17 protein-coding genes are annotated in these 13,367 nt (G+C 63.7%); 7 read left to right on the top strand and 10 right to left on the bottom strand.

The features are described from left to right. Positions 1-46 precede the first annotated feature (46 nt). Complete coding sequence (locus VRZ08_RS06615; RefSeq protein WP_013502947.1) at positions 47-949, bottom strand: DUF3313 domain-containing protein; 903 nt, start codon at positions 947-949, stop codon at positions 47-49. A gap of 125 nt (positions 950-1,074) precedes the next feature. On the opposite strand from VRZ08_RS06615, the gene VRZ08_RS06620 reads away from it, so the two are divergent. Beyond that, a complete protein-coding gene (locus VRZ08_RS06620) occupies positions 1,075-1,686 on the top strand; it encodes a TetR family transcriptional regulator (protein ID WP_107355357.1) in 612 nt (203 codons plus the stop codon). A 303-nt stretch (positions 1,687-1,989) separates the two neighbouring features. Here the strand turns inward: VRZ08_RS06620 and gltS are convergent, their stop codons facing one another. Next, positions 1,990-3,186, bottom strand: a complete 1,197-nt coding sequence (gltS, locus tag VRZ08_RS06625; protein WP_414532037.1) for a sodium/glutamate symporter — start codon at positions 3,184-3,186, stop codon at positions 1,990-1,992. Positions 3,187-3,288: 102 nt separating this feature from the next. Then, a complete protein-coding gene (locus tag VRZ08_RS06630; RefSeq protein WP_414532038.1) occupies positions 3,289-4,170 on the bottom strand; it encodes an AraC family transcriptional regulator in 882 nt (293 codons plus the stop codon). A gap of 210 nt (positions 4,171-4,380) precedes the next feature. Here VRZ08_RS06630 and VRZ08_RS06635 point away from each other — a divergent pair, with 210 nt between their 5' ends. Continuing rightward, positions 4,381-4,719, top strand: coding sequence for a hypothetical protein (locus VRZ08_RS06635; RefSeq protein ID WP_414532039.1), 339 nt, complete (start codon positions 4,381-4,383; stop codon positions 4,717-4,719). Between the two features lie 31 nt (positions 4,720-4,750). Beyond that, positions 4,751-5,155 carry a hypothetical protein gene (locus tag VRZ08_RS06640; protein WP_013502942.1) on the top strand — a complete coding sequence of 135 codons (405 nt, stop codon included), beginning with the start codon at positions 4,751-4,753 and terminating at the stop codon, positions 5,153-5,155. A 72-nt stretch (positions 5,156-5,227) separates the two neighbouring features. Here the strand turns inward: VRZ08_RS06640 and VRZ08_RS06645 are convergent, their stop codons facing one another. The 3 genes from VRZ08_RS06645 to VRZ08_RS06655 form a co-directional block, all read right to left on the bottom strand. Next, entirely contained in the window at positions 5,228-5,791 is a 564-nt protein-coding gene (locus tag VRZ08_RS06645; protein WP_414532040.1) for an AAA family ATPase, read from the bottom strand. A gap of 175 nt (positions 5,792-5,966) precedes the next feature. Next, on the bottom strand, positions 5,967-6,758 hold the full coding sequence (locus tag VRZ08_RS06650) for a phytanoyl-CoA dioxygenase family protein (protein WP_414532041.1): 792 nt from the start codon (positions 6,756-6,758) through the stop codon (positions 5,967-5,969). Between the two features lie 131 nt (positions 6,759-6,889). Continuing rightward, positions 6,890-7,357 (bottom strand): hypothetical protein, encoded by a 468-nt coding sequence (locus VRZ08_RS06655; RefSeq protein WP_414532042.1) that lies wholly within the window; start codon positions 7,355-7,357, stop codon positions 6,890-6,892. A gap of 4 nt (positions 7,358-7,361) precedes the next feature. On the opposite strand from VRZ08_RS06655, the gene VRZ08_RS06660 reads away from it, so the two are divergent. Then, positions 7,362-7,649 (top strand): hypothetical protein, encoded by a 288-nt coding sequence (locus VRZ08_RS06660; protein ID WP_414532043.1) that lies wholly within the window; start codon positions 7,362-7,364, stop codon positions 7,647-7,649. Here the strand turns inward: VRZ08_RS06660 and VRZ08_RS06665 are convergent. After that, entirely contained in the window at positions 7,639-8,619 is a 981-nt protein-coding gene (locus tag VRZ08_RS06665; RefSeq protein ID WP_414532044.1) for a helix-turn-helix transcriptional regulator, read from the bottom strand. The two genes, VRZ08_RS06660 and VRZ08_RS06665, sit on opposite strands and share 11 nt — an antisense overlap. An 84-nt stretch (positions 8,620-8,703) precedes the next feature. Here VRZ08_RS06665 and VRZ08_RS06670 point away from each other — a divergent pair, with 84 nt between their 5' ends. The 3 genes from VRZ08_RS06670 (at position 8,704) to VRZ08_RS06680 (ending at position 10,638) form a co-directional block, all read left to right on the top strand. Continuing rightward, complete coding sequence (locus VRZ08_RS06670; RefSeq protein WP_414532045.1) at positions 8,704-9,348, top strand: glutathione S-transferase family protein; 645 nt, start codon at positions 8,704-8,706, stop codon at positions 9,346-9,348. Positions 9,349-9,576: 228 nt separating this feature from the next. Continuing rightward, on the top strand, positions 9,577-10,014 hold the full coding sequence (locus VRZ08_RS06675; protein ID WP_264076469.1) for a hypothetical protein: 438 nt from the start codon (positions 9,577-9,579) through the stop codon (positions 10,012-10,014). Between the two features lie 69 nt (positions 10,015-10,083). Then, a complete protein-coding gene (locus VRZ08_RS06680; RefSeq protein ID WP_264076470.1) occupies positions 10,084-10,638 on the top strand; it encodes a flavin reductase family protein in 555 nt (184 codons plus the stop codon). Positions 10,639-10,654: 16 nt separating this feature from the next. Here VRZ08_RS06680 and VRZ08_RS06685 read toward each other — a convergent pair whose 3' ends face one another. The 3 genes from VRZ08_RS06685 to VRZ08_RS06695 all read right to left on the bottom strand — a co-directional run bounded on the left by VRZ08_RS06685 (position 10,655) and on the right by VRZ08_RS06695 (position 13,220). Beyond that, complete coding sequence (locus VRZ08_RS06685) at positions 10,655-11,044, bottom strand: type II toxin-antitoxin system VapC family toxin (protein WP_264076471.1); 390 nt, start codon at positions 11,042-11,044, stop codon at positions 10,655-10,657. Continuing rightward, positions 11,031-11,309, bottom strand: coding sequence for an AbrB/MazE/SpoVT family DNA-binding domain-containing protein (locus tag VRZ08_RS06690; protein ID WP_164601966.1), 279 nt, complete (start codon positions 11,307-11,309; stop codon positions 11,031-11,033). The genes VRZ08_RS06685 and VRZ08_RS06690 overlap by 14 nt, the downstream gene beginning before the upstream one ends. Positions 11,310-11,417: 108 nt before the next feature. Further along, entirely contained in the window at positions 11,418-13,220 is a 1,803-nt protein-coding gene (locus VRZ08_RS06695) for an NAD(P)-binding domain-containing protein (RefSeq protein ID WP_414532046.1), read from the bottom strand. Between the last annotated feature and the right edge of the window lie 147 nt (positions 13,221-13,367).

Below are 13,367 nucleotides of genomic sequence, written 5' to 3' on the forward strand. Positions count from 1 at the left end.
ACCTCTAATTTCTCACGGTGCTGAGCACGATGGCGGCAACGAATCGTTATTGGGTTGCTGCTGCGTCGCGGTTAGCGAGTGTCGGCGGGGGAGGATTTTGTTTGCCTCCCTGGTCTGTCCAGCCGGGCGGCAGGCCGATGCCGTCTCCGAGCAGGCCGACGACGCCGGGCAACCTTCCGAAAGCTTCGCAGGCTGGATATTTGGGTGCAGCGCCGAGGGCAGCCATCAGCGCGTTGGCCGACGGAGCTGAAGGGAGGCCACCGAACGGCGTCTTCCCGATCACGAGCATCTTGCTGAAATCGTCACCGAACGATGCCGCGAGACCATAGGCGTCGCCTTCCTCGGCCACCCGACCCGGATCGAGCGCTGTGGCGCCGCGGCCCCAGACCATCGCAGCCTTTTGGTTGCCGCGGTCGTCGGTCGCTTCGGCCTCGAGCGACAGGCTGCCGAGGCCGATCGGGATGCGCGGAATGGGGAAGGGGACGCCGGGAAGAAGCACTGTTTTGGCCACGAACGCGCCTTTGGAGAGGCCGACTGCCACGGTGTTGGTTGGTGTGACGTGGGTGATGACGGCTCGCACGGTGAGATCGGCCGGCTCCGCTGCGCTCACGACCCGAAAACGCTCACTCAAACCATAACAGAGTGTCCTGTCGGCGGCATTCGTGACGAGTCTGCGCTGTGTCGCCGTGAGCGGCCCGCGACCGTCGGGGTCCGGAAACGCCGTCGGAACAATCCGCACCGTCTTTGCTGCAAGTACGTCTTCCCGGCTCACCTTCAGGAGTGAGCGGGTCACGAGCCCGTCCGACGGCTTGAGATCGGCATAGCCGTGGAGCGATCCGGCACGGTTCAGGGGGGCGGTGGCGCATCCCGACATCAATCCCGACAGAACCACCGCCGTGCAACAGGTGAAGTCAGCCGAACGGCGAAGGGACGGCGCGGGAGGGGGCATAAGGATGGTTTCCGAGATGCGTGAATAATTGCACTCGGGTGTAATTTAAAAGTGCGGCCGTTTTGTGAAAATATTGCACTCAGGTGTAATTTTACTTCGAGCGCCATTGATGGGAAAAGGCGCTCATGAAAGAGCTGCAGACAAAACAGGACGTTTCCGAGAAGCCGGAAGGCCTTCGCGAGCGAAAGCGGCGCGAGACCTTGCAGCGCATCTCCGACGCCGCGCTCGAGCTGTTTCTCAACAAGGGCTTTGATGCGACGACGCTGGATGAGATCGCCGAGGCCGCCGGCATCTCCCGCAGAACCTTCTTCTACTATTTCGCGAGCAAGGACGACATTCTCACCGCATATCTTGGCCGACGCACGGACGAACTGAGGGCGGCTGTGCTCCAGAGCTCATCGGCTGGCGAGCCCATCGATGTGGTTTGCACCGCGTTGCTCAAGCTCGCGTCCAAGTTTGGCGATCGCAAAACGATTGCGACCGCGGGGCTGGTGTCAGGCAGCGAGTTCTTGGGTACTCGCGCTCAGAGCCGATATCAGACATTCGAGCAAGGTGTTGCCGACGCGCTGTTCGAGATCTGGCCAAAGAAGGATCGCCGCGACGGCTTGCGGTTGGTCGCCATGGTCTCGATCGGCGCCCTGCGGCTTGGCGTCGATCGATGGCTCGAACACGGTGGCAAGCGTCCGCTCGCCAAGTACATCGAGGACGCCTTCAGGAATTTGAAGGCAGAGATCTAAGCTCTGGTCGGGATACCCGGACCGGAGCAAGCAGTGCCGGCTATCTCCGCCCGCTCACCCCGTCCGCAGCATCGCCGCCGCGAAGTTCCGATACGTGTGCAGCGGCCTGCCCAGCAGCTTGGTGAGCCGCTAGACATCTCCGGCCTCCGGGATCGTGCCGTCGCTGACGTCGCGTTCGGCCATGAGGCGCATTTTGTAGGCAGTTCTTTCGGCCTGAAGCTCACCATGGTTTGCTCGAAGCCGCTCGGATCGTCGCCAAAAAAAGATCCACAAAGGATGCCCGAACCGTGATGCCCCGCCCGATCAACCGACAAAGGCGGAAATGATCAGGGCGTTGACGATGTCGATGAAGAAGCCGCACACCAGCGGCACGACGACAAAGGCGCGGTGGGCGGCGCCGTATTGCTGGGTGACCGCTGTCATGTTGGCAATGGCGGTGGCCGTCGAGCCCAGCGCGATTCCGCCGAAGCCTGCCGAGATCACCACTGCCTCGTAGTCCTTCCCCATGAAGCGGAACACGATCGATATGGTGAAGATGACGGCCAGGATGATCTGCACGACAAGGGCCGAGGCGACGAACGTGAAGACGCCATTGAGTTGCCAGAGCTGGAGCCCCATGAGCGCCATGGTCAGGAACAGGCCGAGGGCGAGGTCTGATACCAGCGCCAGCCCGTCGTCCACGCCGGGCCAAAGCTTCTGCACGCGCGAGCTCACGGCGATGGGCATGAGGTTGCGGATCAGGATTCCGGCCATCAGGCAGCTCACGAAGGCGGGCAGGTTCAGGCCTGTGCGTGTCAGCGCATCATGAATGCCGAGCCCGAGGATAATGGCGAGGTTCAAAGCCAGCACAGCCCAAAGGATGCAGAAGTAGTCGAGCTTGGGCTGACGGCCGTCATTGGAAACGCCGATAGAGAGTTCAGGGTCGTCGGTGGCGGCGACACTGTGACGCTTCATCAGGAAGGCGGCCACGGGGCCGCCGATCATGCAGGCCGCGATCAGCCCGACCGTGTTAGCCGCGACACCCAATTCCATGGCGTTGCTGATGCCGAGCCGCTCGGTGAATGTCGGTGCCCAGGCGAGCGTCGTGCCGATGCCACCGGTCAGCGAGATCGAGCCCACCATCAGTCCGGCCTTGGCTTCGAGTCCGAACAGCGAAGCCATGCCCATGCCGGCGAAGTTCTGGATCAGCATGAGGACGACAGCGAGCGACAGCAGGATGACCAGCGGTCGGCCGCCGGCCAGAAGCATCTTGACCTCGGCCTTCAGTCCGATGCCGGCAAAAAACAACAGCAGCAGAAAGTCGCGCATCGCGAGATCGAAGGTGACCGGCCGATCGAAAAGCGTGTAGCTGAGCGCAACCACCGCTGTGCACAGGAAGCCGCCGATGACCGGCTCGGGAATGGAGTATTTGCGCAGCAGCGGCGCGTTCAGCGTCGCGATCTTGCCGGTCAAAAGCAGGATGACGGCGATCGTGAACGTATAGAAGGCATCGATTTCCATAGGCTTTTCGGATTCCAATGGGACCAGGCAGTGACAGCAGTTTTGCCATTACTGCGGACGGGGTTTTGATCGGGCTGCTCACTCAACGCGCGCGATTGGCAGTCACCGAGAGGGGCGGGCGTGGGACACCGCGATGCGCGTATGCCGGCTTAGGCGTGGTTTGGGCGGGTCTGAGCTCCGAAGAGAAACGCTTGTCTGCCGTTCCACGAGATAGCGGATCGGCGGCTTGCCGACCATCTTGCGAAACATCGTCACGAAACTGCTGGCGCTCTCGTAGCCAAGGTCGAGAGCGACGGTCTGGACCGTCTCGCCCGCGCTCAGCCGCCGCAGCGCGAGGATGACGTGGAGCTGGCGGCGCCAGTGGCCGAAACTCATGCCGATCTCGTCCATCAACATGCGGCTGAGGCTGCGCTCGCTGAGCGCGACCCGGCCGGCCCATTCCGCAACGGTCGCATGGTCCGCCGGCGATGACACCATCAACTCGGCGAGTTGCTTCAGCCGGGGATCGGAGGGGATCGGAAGGCAGAGCTGCTCGACGGGAGCTTTGGCGAGCTCATCGAGAATCACCGCAACGATGCGGCCGTCTGGGCCGTCGACGTCGTAGCGCTCCGGCAACTCGCTGGCTCTGATCAGCAGATGCCTCAGGAGATCCGAAATCGCGATCGTGCAACATGTGACCGGCCGGCCCGCGGCCGCATCCGGCGCGACGAAAAGGCAGATGCACTCCACCTCGCCGGAGCCGAAGGCCGCATGCGGCAGACCGCTGGGAATCCAGATGGCGCATTGCGGCGGCACGATCCAGACGCCGTCTTCGACCTCGCAGTTGATGACGCCTCTGGCGGAATACAGCAGCTGCGCCTTGTCGTGACGGTGCCGCTTGGATTGCTCGATGCTTTCGAGGCTGCCGAAACCACTCGCCGCGACGAGGTCGCGCGGGACCTCATCGACATACGACGACCAATCTCCTCGGAGAGTCCGATCCACGGGGGCTCGCTACGACAGTGAATTTGGCCGGTTTAAAACATGCGATGTCGTGGTTGCGCAATGACGCCAATTGCGCGTCACTCTATCGTCGAGGCCAGGCTCCGGTTGACGCGGCCCGCCGCCGCCGACCGATTGTAGATGGATGGACCTGGGATGGACGACAGCAGACAACTTCGGCTTCCGCTCGTTTGGCTGATCACGGCGGTCGGCGTGACGATCTACGGCATGATTCAGATTTTCACCTACCTGGCGCATGCCGGCGCGCAAGAGGCAACGCCGCCGCTGAATTTCACCGCCGCGCAAGTGTGGACGATCGCGGCCTTCTACGGGGCTTGGGTGATCCCGGCTCTGCTGGCGCTGATCGAGCGACGCGCGGCCCATTGGGCGTCGCTGATCCTCGGCGGGATTCTCGTGGTGCTGACGACACTCGCGGGCGTGTTCGACGGCATCCGCGATGGCGGCCATCTCGTTGTCTTGGTGCTGTTGGCCGTCACGCTTCCCGGCGCAGTCGCGACCGCGCTGTCGTGGCTCCGGCTTCGGGCCGCCTGATCAGCACGACAGACCGATAAGGACGCCCGCCATGCCGATGGACAACTCGAATTTCCCTTTCGTCTGGATGAGCTACACAGACGGCCCCGGTCACGATCATGATGAGGACTTCGCATCGTTTGAAGAGAATCTGAAGCGCGGCGAGCCGTTCGTGGTGCTGACCGATTCCGCCCCGAGCGAAGACCATGAGCATTCGCAGGCGGAACGAAAGCGGACGTCGCTGTGGATGAAGAAGCACAAGGCCGAGCTGCGGAAGCTCGTGCTGGCCATGATCATCGTCGAGCCGAGCGCCGCCAAGCGCCTCGCGTTCAAGGCGTTCGGCATCACGTTCCAGAAGTTCTGGGGCTACCCGATGCTGCTCGCCGCGTCGCGCGACGAGGCGATGGCGATCGGGCGAAAACTGCTGTCGGATCGCGCCGGGCCGAACGCTGCCTGACGAATGCGCGGCGGTGCGCTTTTTCTTCGGAGCTAGATCACGCGCGGTGCCGAAATCGGCGGCCGGATCGCGTCATCGCCTCTCAGTGATGTCCGGGCCCTTGCTCTCCGCCAGCGCGCCCTGCACGAAATCGGCGCGGGCTGCGGTGGGGAGCTTGGGGAGCGGTACGACGTCGTAGCCCAGCGCCGGATAGGCTGCGGATAGGCGGTCGTATTCGGCAACGGCCTCGTCGAAACCGTGGCGGCGGCCGTCGTCGGCGACGTAGATCTCGGGCCAGGGCGGGGCCATGAACATGCGAGGGTGATAACGGTGCGCCGCGGCCAGCGGGCCCAGCACGTCGTCGCCGGTCAGGGCCTGCAGCGCCGCTGCCGCATCGATCAGGCCGCGGTCGAAGAACGTCCAGCCGGTGTTCTTCGCCGCCGCCGCATGGTCGGCGATTGCCATCGCGATCGCGCGGCGCAGGAACGCGGCGAGATCGCACCACGGCAGCGCGCTGCCACCGACAGCCGTCTCCTCGGCGATGATGCGGCGGCCGGGCTCTTCGACCACGCGATGTCCTCTCGCCTTTAACTCGGCGAGCAGGCTGGATTTTCCGCCGCCGGAGCAGCCGGAGATCACCACAAGTCCACCGTTCAAACCTGACACTCCTGTGTTGCGGATTGACGCTGCGCGATGGAAGCGAAGTCTGCGGCGTGAGGAGCGCATCGAAGATCGCTGATCGGGTTGCTACGGCTCCCGAAGGGGGACGGCCCGGGCCCTCGACGTCGCGTGTTTGGGCCCGGTACGTCGTCATGTCCCGGGCCCGTTCAGCTTACCCCATCATCCCGATCGCCTTGCGAATTGCGATCTGGACGGGCGAAGCTGGAAGTGAAGGGGCGAACTCACCCTTCGGTAGCAGCGGGGGTTGAGCCATGAAGCGCGGTTGAGACCCACGATGCGGTTGTGCCGAATGCACGAGGAAGGGATGGCAAAGATAGACCGTTCCTGCCTCGCCGGTGGCGAGCACCACATCGCAATTCTCGGTCGAAGCGAAGTTGTCGGCTGCGAGTTCACCGAGGGTGAGGCCTCGCTCGCCATGCGGCAACAACTGCCTGGCTATCGGCAGATGCGAGCCACTGCGGATGCGGGTCGGCGCATCATTCTCTCCGATGTCCGAGAAGAGGAACAGCATCAGCAGAGCACGTCTGCTGCTCTTGACGTTGGCGCGCCATTGCAGGAAGTCGGGATGATCGGTCCCGAAGCTGACGTCGATGTGCCATCCCGTGTCGCCGGGATCGATCGCAGAGGGGAAGCGGATAGGAAACGTCCCAAGCCCGTTTGGCCTCAGCCAGCGTCCAGCACCCACCAGAGCGTCATATGCGCGGTGCAGGATCGGCGTGTTCGCGGCCTCAACAAACGGGCCGCCAGTCATGAAGCCAAGACGAACGACCGGCTGTTTCCAAGTCTCCGGTGCATCTGGCGAAAGGCCCATGGCGTTCCACAGTTGATCCCGCCCCAGACGAGCGAGTTCGTTATCGAAAGCGCCTGCGAGCTTGAGATATCCGTGGTCGATGAAGTGCTCGATCTGAGCGTGGCTTAGATCGGAATGATATAGGTCCGACATTCAATAAATCTCCGCACGGCCTCCACTCGGGAACGGCCGTTGATGATCCAGACGGCATAAAAGTGCCGCGACGACGAACGCCGTCAGATCAGCGGAAAGAATGTGGATTCGAACATCATTGCCCAGATAATTTAGCGATACGTGGCCTCACAGGCAAGACACACGGGCAGACAGCTCGATACATGTCCGAGACCATAAAGCGCAGCGATCTGTACGTTTTTGTATTTGGTCGGCGTGATCGCGATCGCGGTCCTCCGGTGCGGCAAAGATCGACCGGCACCCGGCAACAGTTTCCTGCATTCCGCGGAGCGCGATGCGCGCGTCATCGTCGGTTCGTTCAGAAACAACGAGAAATCATGCGGTTCCGGATGGCACGGCGGTTGCTTCGAGTTCGGCTGAGCGATTGGGTCGAAGGGTCCAGTCGAGCGATGGGATCGAAGGTGCGCCATGAGCATTTCCGGCATCGGGTCGTCTGCTGCGGCCCAGAGCATCACCCCGTGGAGCAGCAGCGCCAAGAGCGCGTCGGCTGCACCGGCATCTGCCGGCGGCGCGACGTCGTCGGCATCGGGCAGCGGCGGTGTACAGAGGACCGACTTCACTCAGATGACCCGCAAGGATCTGTTCGACTGGATCAACAGCAAGATCGCCAGCGGCGAGATGAGTTTCGACGAGAGTTCGACCTTCGTCAGCATGACGGTGAGCTTTCGCGAAGACGGCACGTCCTCCGGGTTGGACGACACGCAGCAGGTCGATTTCATGCAGGCGCTGAGGGACGGCATGGCACGGGCGCAGAAGACCAACGATTCAGAGCTGTTCGACCGGCTGCAAGCCGCACTCCGCACCATGCAGCGCTATCAGGGCGAAGTCCGCGGCGTCGACATCACCGCGTGAGCGCTTTTGCGTATCGCGCAGCCATGGCACGCGCCATCTCTGCGATCGTGTCACGTAGATCGGTGGGGTACAGCACCTCGACCTCCGGACCGAGCCGGAGGAGTTCGGCTGCTGCGTGCCAGCACGTTCTGCCAATCGGAATTCTTGCCGTGCGCCAGCCGTCGGCATCGGCGACATCGTCGAGCTGCGTCCGCGTTCTGACGTAAGGCTGGCTCAGCGCATTCAGCAGCTTCACGCCGAGCGGCGACAGTCGGACGGTCGCCAGGTTGGGATGTAGTTCGGCCTCCATGCGTAGCGTCGCGCTCTGCCAGTAGGCGGCAAGATCGAAATCGGCCGGCCGTTTGAAGCTGTCGTCGAGCGCCGTGCAGTCGAGCACGCGCGAGATCCGGTAGGTCCGGACGCTGCGATCCACCTGTCCGGCGAGATACCAGCTACCGCCCTTCAACACCAGGCCGAGCGGGGCGACGCGGCGGCGCTTCTGCCCACGCCAGCTCTCGTAGCGGATGTCGATCAGCGTGCCGCGCAGCACTGCGCCGGCGACGGCGCGCAGATGCGCGGGTTCTTCGGACTCGCCGAACCAGCCCGGCGCATCGAGATGAAAGCGCTCCTGCATCCGCGCTGCGTCGTCGCGCAAATTCGCCGGCAGCGCAGCCATCAGCTTGTTCTGTCCGGCGATCATCGCCGCATCGAGACCGAGCGCGGCGGCGGGGCCGGGCAGGCCGGCGAGGAACAGCGCTCCGGCTTCGCTCTGCGACAGCCCGTTCAGCCGCACGCGATAGCCGTCGAGCAGCCGATAGCCGCCGTCCGCACCGCGGTCGGCATAGACCGGCACGCCCGACGCTGAGAGCGCATCGATGTCGCGATAGATCGTCCGGACCGAGACTTCACAAGCCTCAGCCAGCTCCGGCGCGGTGGCGCGGCCCTTAGCCTGCAGGGTGGTGAGGATCGACAACATTCGGCTCGCTCGCATGAATCATTGAACCATACCTGACACAAGATGTCAGGTATGGGCTGCTACGACGGTCGCCTCGCAAGATGGCCGATGGAGACCGCCGTGACCGACCCGAACCGACTGACCCTGTTCTATTCGCCGCAAACCCGGGCAACCGGCGCGCGCGTGCTGCTGGAGGAATTGGGCGCGCCCTACGACCTCCATGTGCTCAACATGAAGGCCGGCGAGCAGCGCCAGCCGGCGTATCTCGCGGTCAATCCACTCGGCAAGGTGCCGGCGATCCGCTCCGGCGACGCGCTGGTGACCGAGCAGGTCGCCATCACGATCTATCTCGCTGATCTGTTTCCGCAGGCGGGCCTCGCGCCGACGCTGGATGATCCGCTGCGTGGTCCTTACTTGCGCTGGATCGCGTATTACGGCTCCTCGTTCGAACCGGCGGTCGTGGACAGGTTCATGCAACGCGAGCCAGCGCCGATCACGATGTCGCCCTATGCCGACTATGACACGATGCTCGGTGCGCTCGAAGCGCAGCTCGCGACTGGGCCGTATCTGCTCGGCGACCGCTTCACCGCCGCGGACGTGCTGTGGGGGATCGCACTGAACTGGACGGTGAATTTCGGCCTGGTGCCGAAGACGGACGTGTTCGTGCGCTACGCCGAACGGATCGCCGCGCGACCCGCGTTTCAGCGGGTCGAACAGGCCGATGCCGCAATGGCGGCAGAGCATGCCGCCGCGGTCGGTGGTTGAACGGGCGCGGATTGCTTGCGCTGTCGGCCTGTTGAATGACAAGCGCCAGCGACCGTCGTGAGGCGGCAAGATCGTCATGCAGGCGGCAAGACTTGCCGACATCGGACGGGGCGGCGCCGCTGACGTGGTGCCGCAATGCGCTGCGGTTGTTTGCAAAAACATCCGCGGCCAGGGTGGCACGTGCGTTGCTTTTGAATGTACTCGACCAAACACGTTTGAAGGCGCGTGATGAACATTTCTGGAATCGGATCGTATGCGGCCTCGCTGGTGGCGGCGTCGCGCAGCAGCGCAGGTGCATCGGCGGCGTCCGCCTCTCCGGACAGTGCGGCGGCGACCAAGCCGGGCAGCGGCGGGGTGCAGAAGACCGACTTCACCCAGATGACCCACCAGCAGCTGTTCGACTGGATCAACAGCAAGATCGCCAGCGGCGAGATGAGTTTCGACGAAAGCTCGACCTTCATCAGCATGACGGTGAGCATGCCGGTCGACGGCTCCTCCTTGGCGCCCGACGACACGCAGAAAGTCGATTTCATGCAGTCGGTGCGCAGCGGCATGGAGCGGGCGTTGCAGACTAACGACACCGACCTGTTCGCCCGTCTGCAATCCGCGCTGCAAACCATGCAGCGGTTTCAGGGCGAAGTCCGCGGCGTGGACATTACGGTGTGAGAGGTCATTCTTTCGGTATGCGCTGCTGATTAGGGACTGCCCAGACGGACCGACAGGACGCGGAAGATCATGCATCCACGCAAATCCGGCTTTCCCGTCTCGGGTGTGCGCCGCTATCTCGAGCCGGGGCCGATCGTGCTGGTGAGCTCGCACTGGCGCGGCGCGCACAACATCATGACGCTCGGCTGGCACGTCGTGCTGGAATTCACCCCGTCGCTGATCGGTCTAATGATCTCCAGCGGCAACCACTCGTTCGAGATGATCCGCGGCTCCGGCGAATGCGTCGTCAATCTGCCGACCACGGCGCTGACCGATATCGTCGTCGGCATCGGCAACACCTCGGGCGCCGAGATCGACAAGTTCGCGCATTTCGGGCTGACGGCGGAGAAGGCGACGGCGGTCGCCGCGCCGCTGATCGCCGAATGCCACGCCGCGTTCGAATGCCGGCTGCACGACGATGCCATCGTCGACAAGTACAACTTCTTCATCTTCGAAGTCGTCAAAGCCCACGTCGCCGCCCGGCCGAAACATCCGCAGACGCTGCACTACACCGGCGACGGCGTGTTCATGGTCGCCGGCAAGACCATCAGCCGTAAATCACTGTTCCGGCCGGGGATGCTGTGAGTGCGGGCGGCGCCAGTCAGGGCGCCGAAACGTTTGTGAGACCAGCTGCCTTGGCGGTGCGGATTAAGCGTTGATCGAAGGTGACGAAGCCATCGCAGGCTTCCGCGCAGCCGAGATGCAGGGCATCGGCGAAATCCATGCCGGCCTCGACGCGGTCGAGGGCGGCGGCGACCAGCGCTGGGTCCTCAAGCGTGACGCTGGGCAATCCGGCGAAGCTGCGGAGGGCGTGACATACCGCAGAACCATCGAACCCGTAGGCGCTGCGCAGCACCCATTCTGTCTCGAGCATCACGGTCGTGGAGACGAAGACGTCCTCGCCATCGATGGTGGCGCGGGCTCGGGCGGATTGCATGGGATGATCACCGGTCAGATACCGGACGATCAGATTGGTATCAATCGCGCGCATGACGACGCCGTGCTTCCGCGGCAACCGCGGCGGCCATGTCGTCCAGCGACTTCGGTGGCCCGTCGAAGCGTAGCGAGGCGTAAACCTGGTCCGGCCGGGTCGAAGCGAACAGCGGAGCAGGGCGCAGCAGCACGCCGTCAGGCGTCTCTTCGACGGTCAGTCGGGTGCCGGCCGGCCACTGCCGGCGCTGCCGGATCGCCTTGGGCAGGATCACTTGTCCCTTGGTGGAGACTGTCGTCGTCAGCTTGTCGGCCGGTGCTGCCATTGGTCGTGCCCTGTAAGACGAACGTAAGATAGGGCGGGCTTCGCCGGTCGACAAGCCAGAGCGATGCCGGAGGGTGGCCGTAGCCGCTCCCCAGAGGGCGGTAGTCACTCAACCCAGGTGATGCACCTGTTGCAGGCCGTAGACCGGGGTGGGGAGGCCTTCCATTCGGGCCTTGAGCTGCAGCGCCAGGAACTGCGAGTAGTGCCGCGACTGGTGCAGATTGCCGCCGTGGAACCATAGCCCTTCCTGTTGGGTCGGCTTCCACATGTTGCGTTGCTCGCCTTCCCACGGGCCGGGGTCTTTGCGGGTATTGGAGCCGAGGCCCCAGACCTTGCCGACCTTGTCGGCGACCTCTTTCGAGATCAGGTCGGCGGCCCAGCCGTTCATCGAGCCATAGCCGGTGGCGTAGACGACGAGATCGGCCGGCAGTTCGGTGCCGTCGCTGAGGATCACGGAATGTTCGGTCAGGCGCTCAACGTCGACGCCGCTCTTCAGCTTGATCCGGCCATCGGCGACCAGTTCGGAAGCGCCGACGTCGATGTAATAGCCCGAGCCGCGGCGCAGATACTTCATGAACAGGCCGGAATCGTCGTCGCCGTAGTCGAGCATGAAGCCGGCCGCTTCCAGCCGCTTGTAGAATTCGGCGTCGCGCTCGCGGATCGCGTTGTAAATCGGGATCTGGAATTCGTGCAGGATCTTGTAGGGCAGCGAGGCGAAGATCAGGTCGGCCTTGGCGGTGGTGATGCCGTTCTGCACCGCCTGCTCGGAGTAGAGCCCGGCGAGCCCGAGCTCCATCAGCGAGTTCGACTTGACGATGTGGGTCGATGAACGCTGCACCATGGTGACGTCGGCGCCGGCTTCCCATAGCGCCGCGCAGATATCGTGCGACGAATTGTTCGAGCCGATCACCACCGCTTTCTTGCCATTCCAAGCATCCGGCCCGGGATGCTGCGAGGAGTGATGCTGATCGCCCTTGAACACGTCCATGCCTTCGAATTTCGGCATGTTTGGCTTGGCCGACATGCCGGTGGCGAGCACCAGCTGCTTCGGCTTCAGCGTGATCTCCTGGCCGTCGCGCTCGACCACCACGGTCCATTCCTTGGCGGCTTCATCGTAGGAGGCGCGCTTGCAGACGGTGGAGCCCCAGTAATTCAGCTCCATCACCTTGGTGTACATCTCCAGCCAGTCGCCGATCTTGTCTTTCGGCGCAAACACCGGCCAGTTCGGCGGGAACGGCAGATAGGGCAGGTGATCGTACCACACCGGGTCGTGCAGGCAGAGCGACTTGTAGCGCTTGCGCCAGCTGTCGCCCGGGCGCTCGTTCTTCTCGATGATGATGGTCGGCACGCCGAGCTGGCGTAGCCGCGCGCCGAGCGCGATGCCGCCCTGGCCGCCGCCGATGATCACGCAATAAGGCTGGCGGGTGATGCCGAGTTCGGCGGCTTCGGCGTCGCGTTCTTCCTTCCAGGTCTTGCGGCTGGGATCGGCGCCGTGCTTGACGCCCATCGGGCGCTGGAAGCCCTGCGGCTCTTCGAAGCCCTTCAGTTCGGCCATGGTGGTGAGCAGCGTCCAGATCCGGCCGTCCTTGATGCGGAGATGGCCGACGCCGCGGGCGAGCGCGGTGTCGAACTGGATGAAGCACTCGACGATGCCGTCGGTCTCGGCGGCGTCCTCGCCGTCGGCGATCCGCCAATGCGACGGCTTGGTATCGGCGAGCCGCGCGGTCAGCATGTCGCGGACCTGATCCTTGCCTTCCATCGTCTTGATGTTCCAGGTGAAGGCGATCAGGTCGCGCCAGTAGCAGTCGGTTTGAAACAGATCGACGGCGCGGTCGATGTCGCCGGCGCTCAGCGCGTCGTCGAGTTGTCCGAGGAGCGTGGTGACTTTGCCGTTCGGTGCGGTGTCGAGCATGCTGGTCCTCCCATGGGCTGTTGTTTTGACAGCATTGTTGCGGCGCGATGCGGCGTCGTTTTTCGCGATGATACCATCGCGTCGATCCGAGGGGAGAGCGAAGCTCGCCAGCTAGTGAAGTTGTGATCAGTCGGTTGCTGCGATGCA

Source organism: Rhodopseudomonas sp. G2_2311 (assembly GCF_047501505.1).
GTDB lineage: Bacteria > Pseudomonadota > Alphaproteobacteria > Rhizobiales > Xanthobacteraceae > Rhodopseudomonas > Rhodopseudomonas palustris_H.

Coding starts and splice junctions, on each gene's coding strand:
- VRZ08_RS06615 (WP_013502947.1), bottom strand. CDS start 949: ATGCCCCCTCCCGCGCCGTCCCTTCGCCGTTCGGCTGACTTCACCTGT.
- VRZ08_RS06620 (WP_107355357.1), top strand. CDS start 1,075: ATGAAAGAGCTGCAGACAAAACAGGACGTTTCCGAGAAGCCGGAAGGC.
- gltS (WP_414532037.1), bottom strand. CDS start 3,186: ATGGAAATCGATGCCTTCTATACGTTCACGATCGCCGTCATCCTGCTT.
- VRZ08_RS06640 (WP_013502942.1), top strand. CDS start 4,751: ATGCCGATGGACAACTCGAATTTCCCTTTCGTCTGGATGAGCTACACA.
- VRZ08_RS06650 (WP_414532041.1), bottom strand. CDS start 6,758: ATGTCGGACCTATATCATTCCGATCTAAGCCACGCTCAGATCGAGCAC.
- VRZ08_RS06660 (WP_414532043.1), top strand. CDS start 7,362: ATGACCCGCAAGGATCTGTTCGACTGGATCAACAGCAAGATCGCCAGC.
- VRZ08_RS06665 (WP_414532044.1), bottom strand. CDS start 8,619: ATGCGAGCGAGCCGAATGTTGTCGATCCTCACCACCCTGCAGGCTAAG.
- VRZ08_RS06675 (WP_264076469.1), top strand. CDS start 9,577: ATGAACATTTCTGGAATCGGATCGTATGCGGCCTCGCTGGTGGCGGCG.
- VRZ08_RS06680 (WP_264076470.1), top strand. CDS start 10,084: ATGCATCCACGCAAATCCGGCTTTCCCGTCTCGGGTGTGCGCCGCTAT.
- VRZ08_RS06685 (WP_264076471.1), bottom strand. CDS start 11,044: ATGCGCGCGATTGATACCAATCTGATCGTCCGGTATCTGACCGGTGAT.
- VRZ08_RS06690 (WP_164601966.1), bottom strand. CDS start 11,309: ATGGCAGCACCGGCCGACAAGCTGACGACGACAGTCTCCACCAAGGGA.
- VRZ08_RS06695 (WP_414532046.1), bottom strand. CDS start 13,220: ATGCTCGACACCGCACCGAACGGCAAAGTCACCACGCTCCTCGGACAA.